Consider the following 20617-nt stretch of genomic DNA (forward strand, 5'->3'; position numbering starts at 1 on the left):
GCCGGTGTCGAGACCATCATCGTAGGGCGGTACGGCCGTCCCGTTCCTTCGCGCGTGTGTTCACCCGCAGGGGGGGGGAAGCAGCCCGAGGAATACGGCCTGACCTGTGGTAAAAGCGCCCGCTACTCCGTCCTCAGCCCCTCCGGCCGCGTCATCCGCAGCAGCACCGGCAGTGTGGCGAGCGTGACGAGGCCGATGAGGCCCACGCCCGCGCCCGCCACCGGCAGGAACGCCCACCAGTCCGCCACCCGCGCGTCCGTCAGCCGCAGCACGGCCCAGCCCAGGGCCAGGCCGCCGGCCACGGCGACGGCCGTGCCCAGCAGCACCGGAACCGCCGTCTGCCACAGCACCGACCAGGCCAGCGTGCGGCGGGGCGTGCCGACGGCGACGAGGGCGGCCAGCGTGTGCCGCCGTTCGCGCAGCTGTTCCAGTGTGGTGACGAGCAGGCCCGCGCCGATCAGGGCCAGCACGCCCACCGCCCCAAGCAGCAGCCCGCGGTGGACCAGCGAGTGGTTGTCCTCCTTCACCACACCGCCCAGTCGCCCGATACGGAGCGCCGGGTCGATGCCGGCCGCGGTGTTGCGGACCCGTTCGATGGCGTCGGGGTCGCCCGGCTCGGTCTGCACGGCCAGCCGGGTCCTGGCGTCGGGCAGGGCGAAGGCGTCGACGGCCGAGGGAGTGGCCAGGACGCCGTCGGGGTGCTCACCCGTCGGGTCCTCCCGGGTGCGCACCACCCGCGCCGAGTCGGGGACGGTCCAGCGGTACGGACGCGCCGAGCCCTCCGTATACGGGCTGACGAGAACCTTGGTACCGGGCCCGAACGCCTCGGCGCGGCCGGGGCCGCCGGAGCGGCCGAGGAAGGTGTCGCCGTCGCGGCAGGAGCCGATGTCGGCGAGTTCGGCGAGGGTGGCGCAGTCGCCGACGACGACGGTGGTGACCGTGTCGGGCTCGCCGTCCTTCTCGATGTAGCGCTCCACGTAACCGGCCGCCGCCCGCACGCCTTCGGTGCGCCGGAGCCGGTCCACCCAGTCGTGGACCTGCCGCGGGGAGCCGACCACGTGCGAGCCGACGAGCCGGGAATGGTTCGCGATCGCCTCGGGGGAGTCGTCGAGGTGTCCGCGTACACCGGTCAGGACCGTCTGTACGGCGATGGCCCCGGCCACCGCCACGGTGATGCCGGCGACCGCCCGGGCCGCCGGGCCGCTGTTCAACTGCAAGCGCCGCACCGCTAGTTGCCACGACGGCGGGCCGCCGCGCAGCCGGGCGACGAACGCTTCGACGGCCCACGGCAGCAGCGCCGTGACGCCGAGCAGCAGCAGCGCGGCACCGGCCGCCACCTGCCAGGCGTCGACCGGAAGGCCCGGCGGGACGGGCGGGACCGTCGGGAGCGGCAGTTCCGACAGCCCCGGCAGTACGCCGGTCACCCGGCCGAGCGCGGGGGAGAGCAGGACGGCCCCCAGGGCCGGGACGAGCAGGCGCCACCACAGCCGGCGCCGCCGGGGCGCGGTGCCGTGGACCACCCCCAGCGGTTCGACGGCGACGCCGCGCAGGGTGAACAGGGTGACCGCCACCGCGCAGGCCGGCACCGCGACGGCGATCAGCACCGCCGCCCAGGGAGCGGGCGTGACGTCGGACGGGAAGACCGCGATGTCGCGAAGGGTGAGGTCGCGGGCGTACTCGCGGAGCCACAGGAAGAGTGCCGCGCCGACGCCCAGCCCGAGCACCGCGCCGGTCAGCGCCTCGCCGGCCGCGATCCGGCGGACCATCCGCCGGTCCGCGCCGACCAGCCGCAGCGCGGCCAGCCGCCGGTCGCGCCCGGCGCCGCCGAACCGGACGGAGGTGGCGACGAAGACCGCGACCGGCGTCAGCAGCACGACGCACGCGAGGACGCTGAGCACCACGACGACCGGGTTCATCGGCACGTCCGGCTCGTCGTACCCGAACCGGTCGACGCGCTTCGCGCCCGTGGCCGGGCGGATCCGGTCGCTGCCCGCGTAGTAGAAGAGCTCGTCGGGGCCGATGAGCCCCGCGTCCCCGATGACGCCGACCGGCCGGTAGGCGGCGAACCGGTCGCGCAGCAGCGTTCCCCGGTCCGACGCCAGCAGCGCGGCGAGCGCGGGGGAGACCACCATCTCGCCGGGCTCCGGGATCCGGTCCACACCCGGCGGGCGGGGGGCGTCCGGCCCGTCCGGCGCCAGCAGCCCGCCGGTGACGGGCCGGTCGTGGAAGTCGGTGTGGACCTCCTGGTAGAGCAGGGTGTCCGGGCCGCGCCGGGCGTCCGGCTCGGCCGGGTCGCGGAACTCACCGGTGACGCCCACCGAACGGGCCGTCTCCCGGGCGTGCCGGTCGGCGAGCATCGACGGGACGGACGCGACGAGCAGCAGCAGGGCCACGCCGAGCCCCACGCCGACCGCCGTGCACACGGCCCGCAGCAGCCCCTCCCGGCCGCCGGCGATGGCGTAGCGGGCGCCCAGACACAGATCGCGGAGCCAACGGGCGGGGCCACGGGGGCCGGTGGGGCGCGGTGTGCCGTGCGGGGCCGGGCCCGCGTACGGCGGGACGCTTCCCGTCCCGCCGGCCGTCGGTTTCCCGGCCGTCACGGGATCGGCCGTCGGCTTCCCTTCCGTCGCAGGATCGGTCGCCGGCTTCCCTTCCGTCACAGGACTCCCGCCATGTCCCGGACCGTGCCGTCCCGGACGATGACCTCGCGGTCCGAGTACGCGGCGACCCGCGGCTCGTGGGTGACGAGCACGACGGCCGCGCGGGTCTCCCGGGCGGCGGCGGTGAGCAGCTCCATCACGCGCTCGCCGTTGAGGGTGTCGAGAGCGCCCGTCGGCTCGTCCGCGAAGATCACGCGGGGCGTGGTGACGAGCGCGCGGGCGACGGCGACCCGTTGCCCCTGGCCGCCGGACACCTCGCCGGGGCGCCGGCCGCGGATGTCGGCGACCTCCAGCCGCTCCAGCCAGTGCAGCGCCCTGGCCTCGGCCTCCTTGCGCCGGACGCCGGACAGCCGCAGCGGCAGGGCCACGTTCTCCCCGCAGGTCAGCTCGGGTACCAACCGGCCGAACTGGAAGACGAAGCCGAATTCCCCGCGCCGCAGGGCGCTCCGCTCGGCGTCGGGCAGGTCCGTCAGACGGTGGCCGTCGTAGGTGACGACGCCCTCGTCCGGCCGCATGATGCCGGCCAGGCAGTGCAGCAGCGTCGACTTGCCGGAGCCGGAGGGGCCCATGACGGCGACGACCTCTCCCGGGTGGACGGAGAAGTCGGCGCCGTCGAGGGCGCGCGTCGGGCCGTACGCCTTGCGCAGGCCGACGGCGCTCAGCAGGGAGCCGGCGGGTATCACGCGCCCACCGCCTCGGCGAGCCGGTCGAGCCGGGCGGCGGTCACTTCCAGCCAGCGCAGATCGGCTTCCAGATGGAACAGCGCGTGGTCGCAGATCAGCTGGTCGGCCAGGCCGCCGGAGCGCTTGCGCTCGGTCAGCCCGCGCATCAGCCGCAGGTGCTCCGCCCGTTGGGCGTCGAGCAGCCCGGCCGCGCTCCGGCCGGTCAGCAGGGCGAGGACGATCTTGGTGTAGAGGGTCGACTGGAGGTATGGCTCGGGCTTCTCGGGCCGGGCCAGCCACTGGGCGACGTCGGCGACACCGGCCTGGGTGATCGCGTAGCGCTTGCGGTCCGGACCGCCGCCCTGCTCGATCCCGTCCACCGCGACGAGCCCGTTCTTCAGCAGGCGCGACATCGTCGCGTACACCTGGCCGTAGTGCAGCGGCCGGTCGTGGCCGAAGTGCTCGTCGAAGGCCCGCTTCAGGTCGTAACCGTGCCGCGGGCCGGATTCCAGCAGACCGAGCAGGGTGTGTCCGATCGACATGCCCGCGACTGTACAACAGGTCTATACCCGAAATGTATAGACATGGTGTAGAGCGCTCGCGGCGGCCTGGGGGCGGGGAGGGCCGGTGCCACGGCCCGCTCCGGAACGGGGTCCCGAAGTCTCGGACGCCTCAACCGCCGCCGTCGGTTCCCCGCCGTCCCTCCGGTTCCTCCCGTCCCGCCCGCCCCTCCGACGCGGCCGGACGCCCGGGCCGGCGGAGGGCGCCTACGTTCCGGGGCAGCCGGCCCGCCTCGGCCAGCGCCTTGCGCAGCAGGAACTCGATCTGCGCGTTGGCGCTGCGCAGCTCCTCGGCGGCCCAGCGCGAGAGCGCGTCGTGGACCAGCGGGTCGAGCCGCAGCAGCACCTGCTTGCGCTGCCGCGGCCGTCCTTGCGGGGGAAGGTCGTCCGTCACTGGTACAGGGTGCCGGTGTTGAGGACGGGCTGTGCGGCCCGGTCCCCGCACAGCACCACCATCAGGTTGCTCACCATCGCCGCCTTCCGCTCCTCGTCCAGCTCCACGATGCCCTGCTCGTTGATGCGGGCGAGGGCCTGCTCCACCATGCCCACCGCCCCCTCGACGATCATCTGCCGGGCGGCCACCACCGCGCCGGCCTGCTGCCGCTGGAGCATCGCGGAGGCGATCTCCGGAGCGTAGGCGAGGTGCGTGAACCGGGACTCGACGATCCGGACGCCCGCCGCCGCGACCCGGGCGTGCAGCTCGACGGCCAGCTTCTCGGTGATCTCCTCGGCGTTGCCGCGCAGCGACAGCGCCGCCTCGTCGTGGGCGTCGTAGGGGTACTCGATGGCGATGTGCCGGACGGCCGCCTCGGTCTGCACGGCGACGAACTCCTGGAAGTCCTCCACCGCGAACATCGCCTGGGCGGTGTCCTCGACCCGCCACACCACGACCGCCGCCAGCTCGATCGGGTTGCCGTAGGCGTCGTTCACCTTCAGTACGGCCGTCTCGTGGTTGCGCACCCGGGTGGAGATCTTCTCCCGGCTGGTGAACGGGTTGACCCAGCGCAGGCCTTCGGTGCGGATGGTGCCGCGGTAGCGGCCGAAGAGCTGGACGACGCGGGTCTCACCGGGGGCGATGGTGTTCAGCCCGCACATGGCGATGATCGCGCCGAGGCCGATGACCACCCCGGCGGCGATGAGAGCGCCGGCGGCCCCCTTGTTCCCGTCCGCCCCGAAACCCGCGCCCAGCACGACCAGCCCCACACCGGCGAGCAGTCCCACCAGCCCCAGCAGCAGGGCGAGTCCGCCCCCGATGTCCTTGGCCGGCACCTCGTGGACGGGTGGCCGGGGCGCCCCGGACGCGGGCGCGGTGGTGGTGTCGACGGCGGTGTCGATGGGCGCTTCGGGCATGGCTCTCCCCCTGGATGGTGTCTAGCAAACTGATATCACTTTATCTCCCTGTACGGTTTCCCGCATCGCGCCGCACCCGGGTTCCGTCCTCCGGGGTGCTATATGTCACGTGCGCCAAACCCTTGATCGATGGGCCTTTGGTCACACTTGCGGTGTTAGCTTCGTGAGCTGGTTGGGGGCGGACAGAGTGGAGCTACGGGAGAGATGGGTCGAGCCGAAGCACGACGGGCGCAGAAGGGCAGTGCCCGCAGCGCCAAGGGCAAGAAGCCCAAAAAGACCGGTATACGTCGCTTTTTCACCTGGAAGAAGCTGCTCGCGTACTTCTTCGGGCTGATAGCCCTGGGGGTGGGCGCCTTCGTGGCGCTGTACCTGTACGTGGACGTGCCGGAGGACGGCAAGCACGCGGCCATGGCACAGGCCACGATCTACAAGCTGCCGGACGGCAAGACCATCAAGCGGGACGGCGAGTTCAACCGCGAAATGGTCGACTTCTCGAAGATCCCCAAGAACGTCCAGAACGCCGTCATCGCGGCGGAGAACAAGGACTTCTGGGACGACTCGGGCGTGGACCTGATGGGTACCACGCGCGGCATCGTCAAGACGGTGATGGGCGAGGGCAAGCAGGGTGGTTCGACGATCACCCAGCAGTACGTCAAGAACTACTACCTCGACCAGCGACAGACCGTCAGCCGTAAGGTGACCGAGCTGATCATCTCGCTGAAGCTCAAGAACAAGATGTCCAAGGAGAAAATCCTTGAGGGCTATCTGAACACGAGCTACTTCGGCCGCAACTCCTATGGCGTCCAGGCCGCTTCCCACGCCTACTTCAACAAGGAGCTCTCCAAGCTCACGATAGAGGAGTCGGCGTACCTCGCCGCCCTGCTCCAGGCGCCGAGCCAGTACGACGTCATCACCGGCTCGGAGACGGGCAAGAAGCTCGCCCACCAGCGCTGGAACTACGTCCTCGACAAGATGGTCGAGAAGAACTGGCTGGCCAAGGACAAGCGCCAGACCATGAAGTTCCCGACGGTGAAGAGGCCGAAGGCGGACACCGGTTTCAAGGGCCAGAACGGGTACCTCTACCACCTGGCCCAGGAGCAGGCCTCGGAAATCCTCAAGAAAAAGGGGATGGACATCGGCGCCGGTGGTTACACCATCACGCTGAGCATCGACCCCAAGCGCCAGGCGGCCCTGGAGAAGGCGGTCGACGACAAACTGTGGAGCCGACTGGACCCGAAGACCCGCAAGGTCGACCGGGCCGTCCAGCCGGGTGCCGTCTCCGTGGACCCGAAGACCGGAAAGATCGTCGCGATGTACGGCGGCAAGGTCTTCCAGCAGCACCAGATCAACAACGCCACCCGTGAGGACTACCAGCCGGGTTCGACGTTCAAGCCCTTCATCTACGCCGCGGCCCTGACGAACGGCTCGAAGACCCAGGGCGGCAAGCCGATCAACGCCAACACCATCTACAACGGCGACAACGAGCACGTCATCGAAGGCCCGGGGGCCAACGGCTATCACCCCGAGAACGAGGACCAGCGCAGCTACGGCCCGGTCACCGTCGAGTTCGGGATGCAGAAGTCGATCAACCCGGTCTTCGCGCAGATGGCTGTGGACGTCGGCCTGAACAAGGTCAAGGAGACCGCCGTCGCCCTGGGCATGAACGGCAACGCCAACGACTTCGGCGCCCACCCGGCCATGGCGCTCGGGGCCATGTCGCAGAGCCCGCTGCACATGGCGGCCGCCTACGCCACCCTGAACAACCACGGGAAGAGCGTCGAGCCCAGCATCATCCAGTCCATCAGCCGCAACGGCCAGGACATCGACCTGCCGAGCACCTCGGGCAGGGAAGAAGTCCTCAAGCGCGACGCGGCCGACGGCGTCACCGCCGTCCTCAAGAGCGTGGTCGAGAGCGACGACGGCACCGCGAACCTGGTCAAGAACTCGCGCTACGAGGTGGCGGGCAAGACGGGTACGTCCGAGGAGGACCGGTCCGCCTGGTTCACGGCCTACACGCCGGAGCTGACCACGATCGTCGCCGTCTACGGCGAGTCCGGCAAGGACCACGTGCCGCTGTACGGCGCGGGCGGAAGGGACCGGATCGGCGGCAGCAGCTTCCCCGCCGAGATCTGGTCCGCCTACACGGACGCGGCCCTCGGCGACAACGCCGAAGCCAAGTTCGACCTGCAGACGGAGAACGGCGCCGCCACCGCCGAGCCCCCGCCGGCCACCACGGCCCCGCCGGCCACGACGGCCCCGCCGACGACGCCGCCGCCCACCACGAAGGCGCCGTCGACGCCGCCGCCGACCAAGAACACGCCGAGCACGCCGAAGACGCCCAGCGACAAGGAAACGAAGCACACGCTTCCGCCCAAGCCGCCCGTCACCAAGCCGCCGCACACCGGCCGCCCCAAGCCGCCGGACACCGGTGGTCCGGGTGACACCGGTGACCCCGGTGGCCCGGGTGGCCCGGGTGGAGACGACGGGCTGAACCTGCCGTAGCGGAGCCGAGCGGCTGCCGTGCCTCAAGGGGGCACGGCAGCCGCTTTTTTGTCCGCTTTTTGTCCGCGGGGCACGAGAACCACCCGCTCGCGACGTCACATCCCGGCCACGAGCCGTACGGTCGCCAAGGCCGGGTGCCGGGCCGTAGCCGGCCGGAATCAGGCATACCTGAGGGCGGCTCTGGGTACTGCCGCGCGCCCTCCGCCCCGCCGCCCGCCCGGACACGTCGCTCCGACCGCGCCCGCCTGCTCCTGAGTTGCGCGGAAGGGGAGCCGCGGCGCCGTTCTCTCGTGCCTCGAATAGCCGCCATAGCGCCCTTAAAAGGTGTCTTTTCCCGTAACACCTCCCATGGGTGGCGCGACGGAAACGATCACTTCCGGTCCTGTGCCGGCCCCGAGCCGCGCGGCTGAAAAGCAACGTGGCGGGATAGCGCCTGGCGCCTGCCTTCTCCCCGCGGGAATGATCTCCGGTGTTCGCCTTCAAGACGAAGGAGAAGGCCATGAGTTGGGCAAACAAGGTTCGTGCCGTGACGGTATCGGTAGCGACGGGGGCCGCTGTGCTCGCGTCCGCCGGCATCTCCTCCGCGGAGACGGTCACGGCTGACCGCCAGGAAATCGGAGGTGTCACCCTGAGTGTGAACGGCAGTAGGTGCTCGGCATGGATCGACGGAGACAAGGCCGTCGCCTACTGCAAATCCATTGCATTTCGTCCCGCTGTGCGGTGCAGTAAAGTGAATGGCTGGTATTTCGGGCACTGGACCGACCCGGACTCGACGTCGTACGTCGTATGCCCGAGGGGTTCGGGTTACCCGGTAGAGGCAAGTGCCGATTCACAGGCGGAGTTCCGGGCGCGTGAGGCCCGCTGAACGTTCCGCCTACGTCCTGAGAACCCGGACCGTTCCACGGTACCTCTGTTCACTTGACGGAAGCGTGGGCTCGGCGTCTTTCTGAACGACGGTCGAGACCACTTTCCCTTGCGGGGCCTTGAGCGACAGGCCGAGGCCCCGCTCGGCATTCTCCTGCGCGCCCTTCGGGGCGTGATTTCCCATGTCCCGGTGCAGGGACGTTTCTCTCCCCATCCCAGCGAAGGACCGAGAGTGATACGCATTCTGTGGAGACGCACGCGCATACCCGTGACATTCGCCGTGGCCATGGCGCTGGCCGCCGGCGTCGGCACCACCCAGGCGTTCGCGGGGGCCACGCCGCCCCCCGGAAGCGCCGACGGCTGGTCGGCGCCCGCCGGGCCCGGCAACGGCAAGGACGGTGAGAAAGCGCCCGCCGTACCGGTGGAGAAGCGGGCGGAGTTGCTCGGCAAGGACTGGAAGGACTCCCGCGACCGCGCCTTCACCACCTCCGGTGACGGCACCGGATTCCACCTCATGGTCGCGGACGAGAAGAACGGCTACGCCTGGCGGACGGCGGCGTCCCTGTCCGAGACGGGGTTCGACACCGACACCTGGATCGGCAACGCCTGTGTGACCGCGTCGGGCGCCTACGCGGCCGTCGCCTACGCGCCGCGGACGTTCACCAACAAACCCGAGCTGATGTCGCGCGGTGCCTTCACCGCGGTCGTCGACCTGGCCGCCGGAAAGGTCACCAAGCTTCCCTTCCAGGCCACGCTCGGCTATTTCTCACCCGGCTGCGGCCATGGCGACCAGGCCGTGTTCACCGCGCTGTCGGACGACAAGGCGGACAAGAACCAGACCCGTCTCGTCACGGTCGACGCCGCCACCGGTCGGATCGGCGAGAAACAGACGGTGGCCGGCCAGGTCACGTCGGCGATCCCCACCAGACACGGCGTCGTCGGCGCCTCGGGGCCGCACATCGTCACGGTCAAGGACGGCAAGGTGCGCCCGGTCGCCACGACGAGGGCCTGGCCGTTCCAGCTCAAGGCGGACGCGGACGGCGGCGTCACCTTCATCGACCGCACGCCCGCGGCCTCCGGCCCCCGGCGGACCGCGACCGCGACCGCCGCCCCGGCCGCGGAGACCGCCACCGTCTCGCGCGTGGGCGCGAACGAACTCGGCAAGCCGAAGAAGGACACCAAACCGGCGGTCCTCGCCCAGGGCAAGCTGACGGAGTTCGACCTGTCGGCCTCCCCGGGCGGGCAGGTGTACGTCACCGGCAAGGCCGCGACGAAGGGCCGTGCCGAGGGCCCGCTGCACAATCCCGGCGGAATCGACAAGGACGCCCGGGTGTCCAGCCAGGGGCGGGCGGCGGTCAGTTCACGCTGGGCTGACGGCAAGGACTCCCGCATCCGGCCCGAAGAGGCACTCGAAGAGCGCACCGTGCGGACCACGGTGAAGGCCCTGGACACCGGTAAGGCGATCGAGCTGGACGCCCCGCCCGCGGGCGACCCGATCGGCGGGAAGCCCGCCCTCCGGGCGGGAGGCGCCCCGTCGCCCGCGCTCGCGGCGCAGGGCGGCGGAGCGTCCCGACGCTCCGTCGCGGGCGGTACGGTCGAGCCCGACCGCTACTGCTCCGTGCCGCGCAACGACCCGCGGAAGCAGGCGTTCCAGCCGACGCCGCGCCAGATCGAGTGGGCCGTCGACCAGGCGGTCGTCGGCAAACTGAACAAGGGCGCCACCCGTCCGGCGAACTGGAAGAACACCGGCATGGCGGCGTACGCGCCGCAGTCGCTGTTTCCCCTGACGCCGCTGGCCGGCGGCAAGGGGGACGACTGGCACGTACCCGCGACGGTGATGCTCGGCATCACCGCGCAGGAATCCAACATGTGGCAGGCCACCCGCTTCGTGGTGCCGGGTGCCACCGGCAACTCCCTCATCGGCAATTTCTACGGGGTCAAGTACTCCGCCGACGGAAACCAGGCCGACCCGTTCGCCATCGACTTCAAAGAGGCCGACTGCGGTTACGGCATCACGCAGGTCACCGACGGCATGCGGGTGCACGGCAAGGAGAAGACAGACAAGAACGGCAACAAGATCGAGCAGCCCAAGACCACGGTGCAGCAGGAGGCCGTGGCGCTGGACTACGCCGCGAACATCGCCGCGGGTGTCAACATCCTCATCGAGAAGTGGAACTCCACCCAGAAGGACGGCCTCGTCATCAATGACGGCAGTCCCAAGTACATCGAGAACTGGTTCTACGCCTTGTGGGCGTACAACGCGGGCTACCACCCCAAGTCGAGCCCGGAGAACGGCAAGTGGGGTGTCGGCTGGACGAACAATCCCGCCAACCCGCTGTGGAAGGAGAACCGCACTCCTTTCCTGGAAAAGCCGGACGGCACCGACGATTACAGCCACGCGGCTCATCCCCAGGACTGGCCCTACGAGGAGAAGGTGATCGGCTGGGCCGCCCGGCCGATCTCGGCGATGGCCAAGCCCGGGGACTTCCAGCCCGGCTACCGGGCCGCGTGGTGGAACAGCAAGGAAGCCCGTACCGCGGCGAAGCCGCCGATCGGCCTGTTCTGCGACGGCAGCAACGACTGCAATCCGTCGGCCATCGGCACGGACGCGTCGAACGCCACCGGCAAGGGGCCGTGCCTGCTGCCCGGTGACCCCGACACCAAGAACCCGCTGTACCTGAAGTGCTGGTACAACCGTCCGGCGAAATGGAAGGAGTGCACGGTCCTCGCCCAGTGCGGCAATCCGGTGCACCGCTTCGACGACACCTATCCCGAGCAGCCGGACGCGGACTCCTACCCGCCGCGCTGCAACACGGGTCTCCCCGCCGGTTCGCTGATCGTGGACGACCTGCCCAACGGCACGGTGCCGGCAGGATCACCGTCACGCGGGTGCGGAGCCGTGTCCTCGCAGGGGTCGTTCGCTTTCGACTTCGGCAGCGACAACGCGAGAGTCGACCTGCACCAGATCGGCGCCGGCAACGGCAACCACTTCTGGTTCGCCCACACCCGCTGGAAGGCGACGGCCGAGGGCAAGCGCATGGCCGTCAGCGGCAAATGGACGCTGAACTCGTCCCAGCGCGGCTGGATGCGGGTGTACACCCACATTCCGGACCACGGCGCGCACACCCGGCAGGCCAGGTACGTCGTGGGCGGAACCGATTCCACCAGCCCCAAGCGGGTGCAGCCGCAGCGCATCGGCAAGAACAGCTGGGTCGACCTGGGTGTCTTCCGTTTCACCGGCACTCCGACCGTGACCCTGGAAGCGGATACGGACGACGGTGTCGGCAAGGAGGACGTCGCCTGGGATTCCGTGGCCTTCCAGCCGCTGCCGGGCAAGCCGAAGGACTTCGTCGTCGCGATGGGCGATTCCTACTCGTCCGGTGAAGGCGCCTCGGAAGGCAACCGGGACTACTACCCGGAGACCAATTTCCGGGACAAGCAGAACTCCTCGGCACGCGACGCCTGCCACCGGTCCACCCAGGCCTGGTCGCGGCAGGCGACCATCCCGGGCCGTGGGGCGTCCAACGGGTCCCGCGCCGACCAGCGCGATCCGTCGCTGGATTACCACCTGATCGCCTGCTCGGGCGCCCGTACGTACAACGTGCTCCCCTATGGCGAGGTCCAGAGCAACGGCGGTGAACTGCCGCAGCTCGACAAGGGATACCTCGACCAGAACACGTCCCTGGTCACGATCAGCATCGGCGGCAACGACGCCCGCTTCGCGGCGGTCATCCAGAAGTGCCTGATCAAGATGGGCTCGTCCAGCTGCGAGGACGACGGTTTCGGAGAAGGCGACACGGACCGGCGCGTCGAGGGCCGGGACCGGAAATTCGTGGGGAAGCCCCTGAAGGAGGCCATTCCCGGAATCATCAACGAGGTGGTCCGCGCCGATATCGCCAAGACGCTGAAGGAGATACACGCCAAGGCCCCGAACGCGAAGATCGTGCTCATGGGGTATCCGCCGCTGATCTCCAAGAAGGGCGAGTGCCTGCGCTTCGAATTCGGCGTCTCGTTCGGCTTGTCCGAGGATTCCTCCGCGTGGCTCAACACCGTCGCGGACACGCTGTCCGGCGCGATGGGGAGCGCGGTCGACGACGTCAGGAAGGACGGCGTCCAGGCCTGGTTCTCCAACCCCAAGGAGAACTTCGCCGGGAAGACGGTCTGTGGTGACCCGGAGACCGTCCACGGTGTGGTCAAGACGCTCGTGGATTCCGACGAGCCGCTGGACGACTTCCCGATCATCGGCAAGTACTCCCGGGTGATCACCGAGAAGTACGGCCTCTCGGCCCAGTCGTTCCACCCGAAGATCGGTGGGGCCCGGCTCTACGCCGACGCGCTGGAAAGCACGATGGCCGGCATGGGTCTCTAGCCCGTCGCACGAGGCCGGGACCACCCGGCCGGCGCTTGAGGGACCGGGTTTCGCGGCAGCGGGGCCCGGTCCTTTCGCATGCGGAAACCGTAATTGAGTACGGGTACTCATGAACGCCGCCCGCCCGAGAGGGGAGACTGGCCGTATGTCGCAGCACGCACCGGCACGACGGACAATCGGCGCCCTCGTCGCCGTGGTGACCGCCCTCATGGTGACGGGGTGCGGGGCAGTCGACGAGGACGACCTGTTCAAGAACATGAACGGTCACGACGCGCCCACGACGTCCTCCCAAGGGACACCCCAAGGGACGCCCCCAGGGGACGCGCCGCCGAATCACGCGGACAATTCCCGCGTCACCCGGGCCGCCGCGATGGACCCGCGTGACGAGAAGGACGCGCGGGCGAAGGCGGCGGAGGCGGAGAAGGCGCTCGACGCGTCACGCCGTCGCGGCGACGTCGGCCCGGCGGCGGTACGGACGGCGCTCGGGCGCCTCGTCGGCCCGTCCGTCCTGTCCGTGAACCGGCTACGGCCGGCGCGGTCCGGAGCGCGGGAAGAAGGCTCCGAGTTCTCCTTCGGAGTGGGCGCTACCGCTTGTGTGTCGGGAAGCGTGGCCAAGAACCGCGTCGCGGTCGACGTCCACGGCCCGTACCCGGACACGGGCTGTGGAGCGCCGCCCTTCACTCATTGACGGTGGAGGACCCCGGCGCCCCCGACAGCCCCAGCTCGAACCAGACGACCTTCCCCGTGCTCAGCCGGGTCGCGCCCCACCGCCGGGCCAGCTTGTTGACCAGGTAGAGGCCGCGCCCGCCCTCGTCCGACGGGCGTGCCTGCCGCAGCCGCGGCAGTTGCGGTACGTCGTCGCCGACCTCGCAGCGGAGGACGTCCGTCCGTAGCAGGCGCAGCGTGATCGGCCGTTCCGCGTACCGGACGGCGTTGGTGATCACCTCGCTGACCAGGAGCTCCACCGCGTCGGTCAGGTCGGTCAGGCCCCAGCGGTCCAGCGCCCGGCGGGCCAGCCGGCGGGCCTGGCGGGCGGTCTGCGGGCGCGGGTCGAGGAACCAGTACGCGACGTCGCTCGGCGCTATGCCCTCGAAGCGGGCGGCGAGCAGGGCGATGTCGTCGTCCCGGTCGCCCGGGCCGAGCATGCCCAGCACCTCGTCGCAGAGCGGCTCCAGCGGCGGCGGATTGGGGACGGTGAGGCGGGCGGTGTCGATGAGGCGCTCGCGGAGCTGTTCTATGCCCGTCCAGACGTCCCGGATTCGCGACTCGACGAGGCCGTCGGTGTACAGGAGCAGCGTGGCGCCGGCGGGCGCGTCCAGCTCCACGGCCTCGAAGTCCACGCCGCCGACGCCGATCGGGGCGCCCGGCGGCACGCGCAGCACCTCGGCGCGGCCGCCGCGGTGCAGCATGATGGGCGGCGGGTGGCCCGCGTTGGCGATCACGATGCGGTGCGAGACCGGGTCGTAGACCGCGTAGAGGCAGGTCGCCATCCGGTCCGAACCCAGCCGCTGGGCCTGCTCGTCGAGGTGGTGCAGCACTTCCTGCGGCGGCAGGTCCAGGCCCGCCAGGGTCTGCGCGGTGGTGCGCAGCTGGCCCATGATCGCGGCGGAGGTCATGGAGTGGCCCATCACGTCGCCGACGACCAGGGCGATCCGGTTGCCGGGCAGCGGGATCGCGTCGTACCAGTCGCCGCCCACCCGGGCGGTCTCCGCGGCCGGGAGGTACCGGCTGGCGAGCCGGACGCCGGTGGGCTGCGGGAGGGAGTCGGGGAGCATGGTGCGCTGGAGCTCGTCCGCGATGTAGACCTCGCGGCCGTAGAGCACGGCCTTGTCCACGCCGAGCGCGGTGTGGGTGGCGAGCTGCGCGGCCACCAGCAGGTCGTCGCCCTCGAACGCCGCCCGGTCGGGGCGGCGGATGAAGACCGCCGCGCCGATCACGCGGCGGCGCCCGCGCAGCGGCGCGAGGATGGTCCGGCGCCGCTGCGGGACGTGCCGGTCCTCGCCCAGCAGTTCCGGCAGGGCCGCCCGCGCGGCCGAGGAGTCCCCGAAGACGGGCCGGACACCCCGCAGCACCTCCGCGAGCGGCCCGCCTATCCGTACCTCGCAGCGCTCGGCCGCCTCGTCGGCGAGCTCCAGCCCCAGCCCGGCGGCACCGGCCTGGGCGGGACGAGCGGTCTCCGGCGCCCCCGACGGCGCCCCCGAAGGCGCCCCGGACGGCACCCCCGATGACACCCCCGACGGCGCTCCGGCCGGCGTCTCCGGCGGCCAGGCGGTGTCCGGCGTGCCCAGGCCGCGCGCGTACTCGGGGAGCCGGTCGGTGCGCCGCAGCCGCAGGACGACGGGGCCGACCGGCCGCTCGTCGCCCACCGGCAGCGGGTCGCGCAGGTAGACGAGGATGGCGTCGGCGAACGTCGGCACGGTGGCCCGGCAGAGTCCCAGCACGATCTCGTCCAGGTCGATGCCGCGGGCGATCCTGCGGGTGGCGGCGCCGACGAAGCGCAGCCGCTCCCCGCCGCCCGAGTGCGCCCCGGCCGCGGGGCCCGTGCCGGCGGGCGGTCCGGCCGCCTCGGAGGCGCTCATGACGGGCCGTACGGGCCGCGCCCCGCGCGGCAGCGGCAGGCCGTCGTCGGCCCGGTCGCCTGGCCTGTCGTCGGGGGCGTCGCCGGGGCGGGGGCGCGACGCGCCGGCCGGCGAAGGCGTCGGCGCGGGCGTCGGCGCGGGGCTATGCCGGACTGCGGCATTCCGCTGTCCTCCGTGGGAGTCGGTCTGCTCCGTCACGCGTGGGGTTCCATCCGTCGGGGCGTCAAGCCCGGTCGCACAGGGCGCACCATGGTCAGGCGGCGCGTCGAAGGTTGAGGAAGAGCTGGATCTCGGGCGGGACGTCCGTGCTCAGCGGGGCGTAGGCCAGCGAGTTCTCCCCGACGATCTCGAACCCCGCCTCGCGGACGACCTCCCGCAACTCGTCGCGCAGGTAACCCGATACCCGAATCGTGTTACCGAGGAACGGTATCGCATAGTCGTCCACGTCCGCCTCCACCATCGAGAGAGCCATCAGCCCCTCGGGTCTCAGCAGCCCGTGCAGCATCCGCAGCGCGTGCGGTATCTCCGGGCGCGGCAGCATCAGCAGGGCGAAGAAGGCGGCGACGCCGTCGAAGGTGCCCAGCCGCCCGTCCCGCAGGTCCGCGAGGTCGGCCTGATGGAACTCCGCCCCCGGAACGTGCGCCCGGGCCAGGTCGAGCATCCCCTCGGACAGGTCGACGCCCACCACCTCGTGCCCGGCCTCCACCAGCTGCCGGGCCGTCGGCAGGCCGGTGCCGCAGCCGACGTCGAGGATCCGGGAGCCGGCCGGCAGCGACTCCGCGAGCCAGGCGCCGGAGGCCAGCTGGCCCTCCTTGTGCGGGAACGCCTCGTCGTACCGGTCGCCGATGGCGTCGAACGCCTCGGCCTGCCCGCTGCGGTCCAGGCCCGCGGGGGCGTAGTCGTCGTAGGCCCGCCGGATGTGGTCACCGCTCACCGCTCCGCCCTTCCGCCTGATTCTGCTGACTGTTCGTCACTTTCCCCGTCGGGCCCGGTGCGTTGCCGGTCGGCGGCACACACGGGGGCGCGGAGGACGATCCTACGGTTGCCCCGCGGGGCGACGGCAAGCGCTTCACGCCCTCAAGGGCGCCGGAGTGCGCCCCCAGTCGTCCGGGAGGGCCGGTACCGGCCACGAGGGGTCGGGCCGCCAGTGCTCCCAGCCGGAGGCGAACGGGGCGCCCCACGCCTCGATCCGCTCGACCGCCGCCCGCCCGGCGGCCCGCACCTCCTCGGCCCGGGCGGCTGACATCAGGCCCACCCGCTGCGCCTGGGCGAACTCGTCCTCGTCCTTCCACTCCCAACTGCGGTCGGGGTAGACGGCGATGTCCAGGAAGTGGTCCTCGGAGTCGACCCCGCCGGCCCAGCGCGCGAGCGGTTCCTCAAGATTCACGTACCAGTTCCTGAACCGCCAGTCGAGGTCCCAGAAGAGCCAGACCGACCAGGATTCGCCGGGCCGGGCCAGCTTGAGCACGCCGGTGCCGGACCAGGCGTCGACGCGCGTGGTCCGCGGCTTGGTGTAACGGGTCGCCAGGGGCTCCTGGTACGGGGGTGTGCCGTCGGCGAGGACGGGACGGACGCACTCCGTCCCGGGCGCCACCCAGACGGCGAGCAGGTCCGCGGTGTCCTGGACGACCGTCACCGGCCGGCAGATGTGCACGCGGTCCTCGGCGTTGGCGCGGTACCGCCAGAGAATCCGGTCGCCGGGGGCCCAGAACCCGCCCGCGGGGCCTGTGGTGGTCCTGGTGTCCGCTGTCTCCGCTGCCATGCGCAGATCTTAGGGGGCGGGGCCGGGGGCGTGCCGTGATGTGTACCGCACGGGCGGTGGCCACCCGGGCCGGCCGGGGCGGGGCTTACGCCACCCCGCCCTCCTCGCGCGGAACTTACGGACCTCGGGGACCTCGCGGCCCCGGAGACCCCGCAGACCCCGCAGACCTCTCGGAAAACTCAGGAAAGCCGCGTCACGGCCGCGTCATCCGCAGCACGTCCAGGGCCTCGTCCAACTGCTCCATGGTCAGCAGCCCGCGCTCGACGTACCCCCCGTCCAGCACCACCTGGCGAATCGTCTTCCGCTCGGCCAGCGACTTCTTGGCGACCTTCGCCGCCTCCTCATAGCCGATGTACCGGTTCAGCGGCGTGACCACGGAGGGGGACGACTCGGCGTACTCCCGCGCCCGCTCCACGTTCGCCGTGATCCCGTCGACCGTACGGTCGGCCAGCAGCCGTGCCGCGTTGCCGAGCAGCCGCACCGACTCCAGCAGGTTCTTGGCCATCACCGGCAGCATCACATTGAGCTCGAAGTTGCCCGCCGCGCCCGCCGTCGCCACCGTCGCGTCATTGCCGATCACCTGGGCGGCGACCATCAGCACGGCCTCCGGGATCACCGGATTGACCTTGCCCGGCATGATCGAGGAGCCCGGCTGGAGGTCGGGAAGGCTGATCTCGGCCAGACCGGTGCGCGGGCCCGAGGACATCCAGCGCAGATCGTTGGCGATCTTCGTGAGGCCGACGGCGATGGTCCGGAGCTGGCCGCTGGTCTCCACCAGACCGTCGCGCGCGCCCTGCGCCTCGAAGTGGTCGCGGGCCTCGGTGAGCGGCAGCCCGGTGGCCCGCGCGACCTCGGCGATCACGGCGGCGGAGAAGCCGGCCGGGGTGTTGATGCCCGTGCCCACCGCCGTGCCGCCGAGCGGCAGTTCGGCCAGCCGGGGCAGCGAGGCGCGCAGCCGCTCGACGCCGTACCGGACCTGCGCGGCGTACCCGCCGAACTCCTGGCCGAGCGTCACCGGCGTGGCGTCCATCAGGTGCGTCCGGCCCGACTTGACGACCTCGGCGAACTCCTCGGCCTTCCGCTCCAGCGCCTCCGCCAGGTGCTCCAGCGCCGGGATCAGCTCGCGGGTGACGGCGGCCGTGGCGGCGATGTGGATCGAGGACGGAAAGACGTCGTTGGACGACTGGCTGGCGTTGACGTGGTCGTTGGGGTGCACGTCCCGGCCGAGCCGCTCGCTCGCGAGGGTGGCGATGACCTCGTTGGTGTTCATGTTGGAGGAGGTGCCGGACCCGGTCTGGAAGACGTCGACCGGGAAGTGCTCGTCCCAGCGCCCCTCGGCGACCTCGGCCGCGGCGCCGGCGATCGCCTCCGCCACCTCCTTGTCGACCACGCCCAGCTCGGCGTTGACCTTGGCGGCGGCGGCCTTGATCCGGGCCAGCGCCTCGATGTGCGCCCGCTCCAGCCGCTGGCCGCTGACCGGGAAGTTCTCCACGGCCCGCTGGGTCTGCGCCCGCCACTTGGCATGGGCGGGGACGCGCACCTCACCCATCGAGTCATGCTCGATCCGGTACTGATCGCTCTCGGTCATCGTCACTTACCTCCTGTGGAGTACAGCGTTTGTCCGGTTCAGCGTGTTCCCGAAGGCCACTACCAGCCAGTAAATACCGCGAGTAACAACAGAAATCGGGGAGGCTTCATGACACGCAGACCCACCCTGCGCTGTTCCATCGCAGCCGTCGCGGCTTTCGCAGCCGTGTTCGGCGGTATGACCGGAACCATGGCCACCGCCGGTACCGCGCACGCCGCGGACCGTGCCACCGCGTCGACCCCGCTCAGCCCCGAGCTGGAGAAGATCCGCGCCGCCGAGGCGGTCAGGCTCTACGGCGACCCCGCCGAACGCCCGCTCGCCGAACGCAAGACCTCCCTGCTGTCCCTGGGGGACAGCGAGATATCCGGCGAGGGCGTCGGCACCTACGAGCCCGGCACCAACGGCCCGGACAACTGGTGCCACCGCTCGCCCGACGCCGCCATCCACCGCACCTCGATCCCCGCCGACGTCACCTACAACGTCGCCTGCTCCGGCGCCAACACCGCCAACATCCGTACCGGCGGCACCAAGCAGTACGCCGACGAGCTCGTCCAGAGCGACAACCTGGCCGTCAAGGCCCGCAACACCCGCGTCAAGATGGTCCTGCTCGTCGCCGGCGCCAACGACGACCTCCAGTTCGGCCCGGTCATGACCGACTGCGTCACCCGCTACCTCACCCTCCAGGGCACCTGCGAACCGAAGTACGCCCCCGGCTGGCAGGCGCGCGTCGACGGCCTGGTGCCCAAGGTCGAACAGACCGTCCGCGACCTCCGTACGGTCATGCGCGACGCGGGGTACGCCGACGGCGACTACAAACTCGTCGTCATGGGCTACCCGAGCCCCATCGGCCCCGACTTCGAGGACAACCCCGCCTACCCCGGCAAGCTCCCGGGCGGCTGCGTCGGCTACACCTCCGACGCCGCCTGGGGCCGTAACTCCGCCGTCCCCGCCTTCGAACGCGGCATGCGCCGGGCCGCACGCGAGGCCGGCGCCTTCTACCTGGACAACTCGCGCCTCTTCCACGGCCACGAGGTCTGCATGGACGACGCCTGGGCCCGCGGCCTCTACGTCGACCTCTCCAACCCGTTCCCGCCGGACTCCAACTCCGTCCGCCAGTCCTTCCACCCCAACGCCCGCGGCCACGCCGCCTTCGCGGCCTGCCTGAGCGCCTTCTACGCCTCCTCGCACCGCGAGGCGGGCTGCGCCGATCCCGCGAGCACCGGAAAGCCCGAGCTCTACGGAGGCGCGTGGGACGACGCGTACCGACCGCTGCGCAACAGCGCGACCGGCACCTGCGTCGACGCCTACGGCTCCGCCTCCCGTAACGGGACGACGGTCGGCGGATGGGACTGCACCGGCGCCCGCAACCAGGACTGGATGTACGACGCCGGGCGCGGCTCCCTGCGCACGGCCCTCTCCCACGACCGCTGCGTCGACGTACCCGGCGGGAAGTACGCGGCGGGCACCGCCGTGACGCTGTGGAACTGCCACGGCGGTGACAACCAGCGCTTCACCCGGTCCGCGGGAACGTTCCGCCCGGCGGCCGCGCCCGATCTCTGCCTGACGCTCGCGTCGGCGAAGGACCCGGTACGGCTCCAGCGCTGCGACGGCTCCCGGAGCCAGAGCTTCGCCTGACGGCGGGGGGTGAGCCCCGGACCCCCGCAAACCGCGCTGCGCGCGGTTGTCCTCAAACGCCGGACGGGCTGAAATCAGCCCGTCCG

General features: G+C 71.2%; 14 protein-coding genes. 5 read left to right on the plus strand and 9 right to left on the minus strand.

Annotated features, from left to right (window positions below; genetic code table 11):
• Positions 1 to 122 precede the first annotated feature (122 nt).
• The 5 genes from ACSNOK_RS04805 to ACSNOK_RS04825 form a co-directional block, all read right to left on the minus strand.
• Positions 123 to 2600 carry an FtsX-like permease family protein gene (locus tag ACSNOK_RS04805; protein ID WP_436779295.1) on the minus strand — a complete coding sequence of 826 codons (2478 nt, stop codon included), beginning with the start codon at positions 2598 to 2600 and terminating at the stop codon, positions 123 to 125.
• 56 nt (positions 2601 to 2656) lie between these two features.
• Positions 2657 to 3343, minus strand: a complete 687-nt coding sequence (locus ACSNOK_RS04810) for an ABC transporter ATP-binding protein (RefSeq protein WP_436779296.1) — start codon at positions 3341 to 3343, stop codon at positions 2657 to 2659.
• Positions 3340 to 3864 (minus strand): PadR family transcriptional regulator, encoded by a 525-nt coding sequence (locus ACSNOK_RS04815; protein WP_436779297.1) that lies wholly within the window; start codon positions 3862 to 3864, stop codon positions 3340 to 3342. Before ACSNOK_RS04815 ends, ACSNOK_RS04810 begins: the two co-directional genes overlap by 4 nt.
• Before the next feature lie 130 nt (positions 3865 to 3994).
• Complete coding sequence (locus ACSNOK_RS04820) at positions 3995 to 4276, minus strand: hypothetical protein (protein WP_436779298.1); 282 nt, start codon at positions 4274 to 4276, stop codon at positions 3995 to 3997.
• Entirely contained in the window at positions 4273 to 5232 is a 960-nt protein-coding gene (locus ACSNOK_RS04825; RefSeq protein WP_436779299.1) for an SPFH domain-containing protein, read from the minus strand. Before ACSNOK_RS04825 ends, ACSNOK_RS04820 begins: the two co-directional genes overlap by 4 nt.
• Before the next feature lie 204 nt (positions 5233 to 5436).
• On the opposite strand from ACSNOK_RS04825, the gene ACSNOK_RS04830 reads away from it, so the two are divergent.
• From ACSNOK_RS04830 to ACSNOK_RS04845, 4 genes are all read left to right on the plus strand, one after another.
• Positions 5437 to 7734, plus strand: coding sequence for a transglycosylase domain-containing protein (locus ACSNOK_RS04830; protein WP_436779300.1), 2298 nt, complete (start codon positions 5437 to 5439; stop codon positions 7732 to 7734).
• A gap of 469 nt (positions 7735 to 8203) precedes the next feature.
• On the plus strand, positions 8204 to 8599 hold the full coding sequence (locus ACSNOK_RS04835; protein ID WP_436779301.1) for a hypothetical protein: 396 nt from the start codon (positions 8204 to 8206) through the stop codon (positions 8597 to 8599).
• A gap of 267 nt (positions 8600 to 8866) precedes the next feature.
• On the plus strand, positions 8867 to 12967 hold the full coding sequence (locus tag ACSNOK_RS04840; protein WP_436779302.1) for a NocE: 4101 nt from the start codon (positions 8867 to 8869) through the stop codon (positions 12965 to 12967).
• 145 nt (positions 12968 to 13112) lie between these two features.
• Positions 13113 to 13655 (plus strand): hypothetical protein, encoded by a 543-nt coding sequence (locus ACSNOK_RS04845; protein ID WP_436779303.1) that lies wholly within the window; start codon positions 13113 to 13115, stop codon positions 13653 to 13655.
• Here the strand turns inward: ACSNOK_RS04845 and ACSNOK_RS04850 are convergent.
• The 4 genes from ACSNOK_RS04850 to ACSNOK_RS04865 form a co-directional block, all read right to left on the minus strand.
• Complete coding sequence (locus tag ACSNOK_RS04850; protein WP_436779304.1) at positions 13645 to 15744, minus strand: SpoIIE family protein phosphatase; 2100 nt, start codon at positions 15742 to 15744, stop codon at positions 13645 to 13647. The two genes, ACSNOK_RS04845 and ACSNOK_RS04850, sit on opposite strands and share 11 nt — an antisense overlap.
• A gap of 55 nt (positions 15745 to 15799) precedes the next feature.
• Positions 15800 to 16480, minus strand: a complete 681-nt coding sequence (locus ACSNOK_RS04855; protein ID WP_436779305.1) for a class I SAM-dependent methyltransferase — start codon at positions 16478 to 16480, stop codon at positions 15800 to 15802.
• Between the two features lie 135 nt (positions 16481 to 16615).
• Positions 16616 to 17308 carry a cytidylyl-2-hydroxypropylphosphonate hydrolase gene (gene fomD, locus ACSNOK_RS04860; protein WP_436779306.1) on the minus strand — a complete coding sequence of 231 codons (693 nt, stop codon included), beginning with the start codon at positions 17306 to 17308 and terminating at the stop codon, positions 16616 to 16618.
• A 193-nt stretch (positions 17309 to 17501) separates the two neighbouring features.
• Complete coding sequence (locus ACSNOK_RS04865; protein WP_436779307.1) at positions 17502 to 18896, minus strand: class II fumarate hydratase; 1395 nt, start codon at positions 18894 to 18896, stop codon at positions 17502 to 17504.
• 108 nt (positions 18897 to 19004) lie between these two features.
• Between ACSNOK_RS04865 and ACSNOK_RS04870 the strand changes: the two genes are divergently transcribed.
• Positions 19005 to 20531, plus strand: a complete 1527-nt coding sequence (locus ACSNOK_RS04870; RefSeq protein WP_436779308.1) for a ricin-type beta-trefoil lectin domain protein — start codon at positions 19005 to 19007, stop codon at positions 20529 to 20531.
• Positions 20532 to 20617 lie beyond the last annotated feature (86 nt).

This window comes from Streptomyces sp. URMC 126 (assembly GCF_051386555.1).
Classification (GTDB): Bacteria; Actinomycetota; Actinomycetes; order Streptomycetales; family Streptomycetaceae; genus Streptomyces.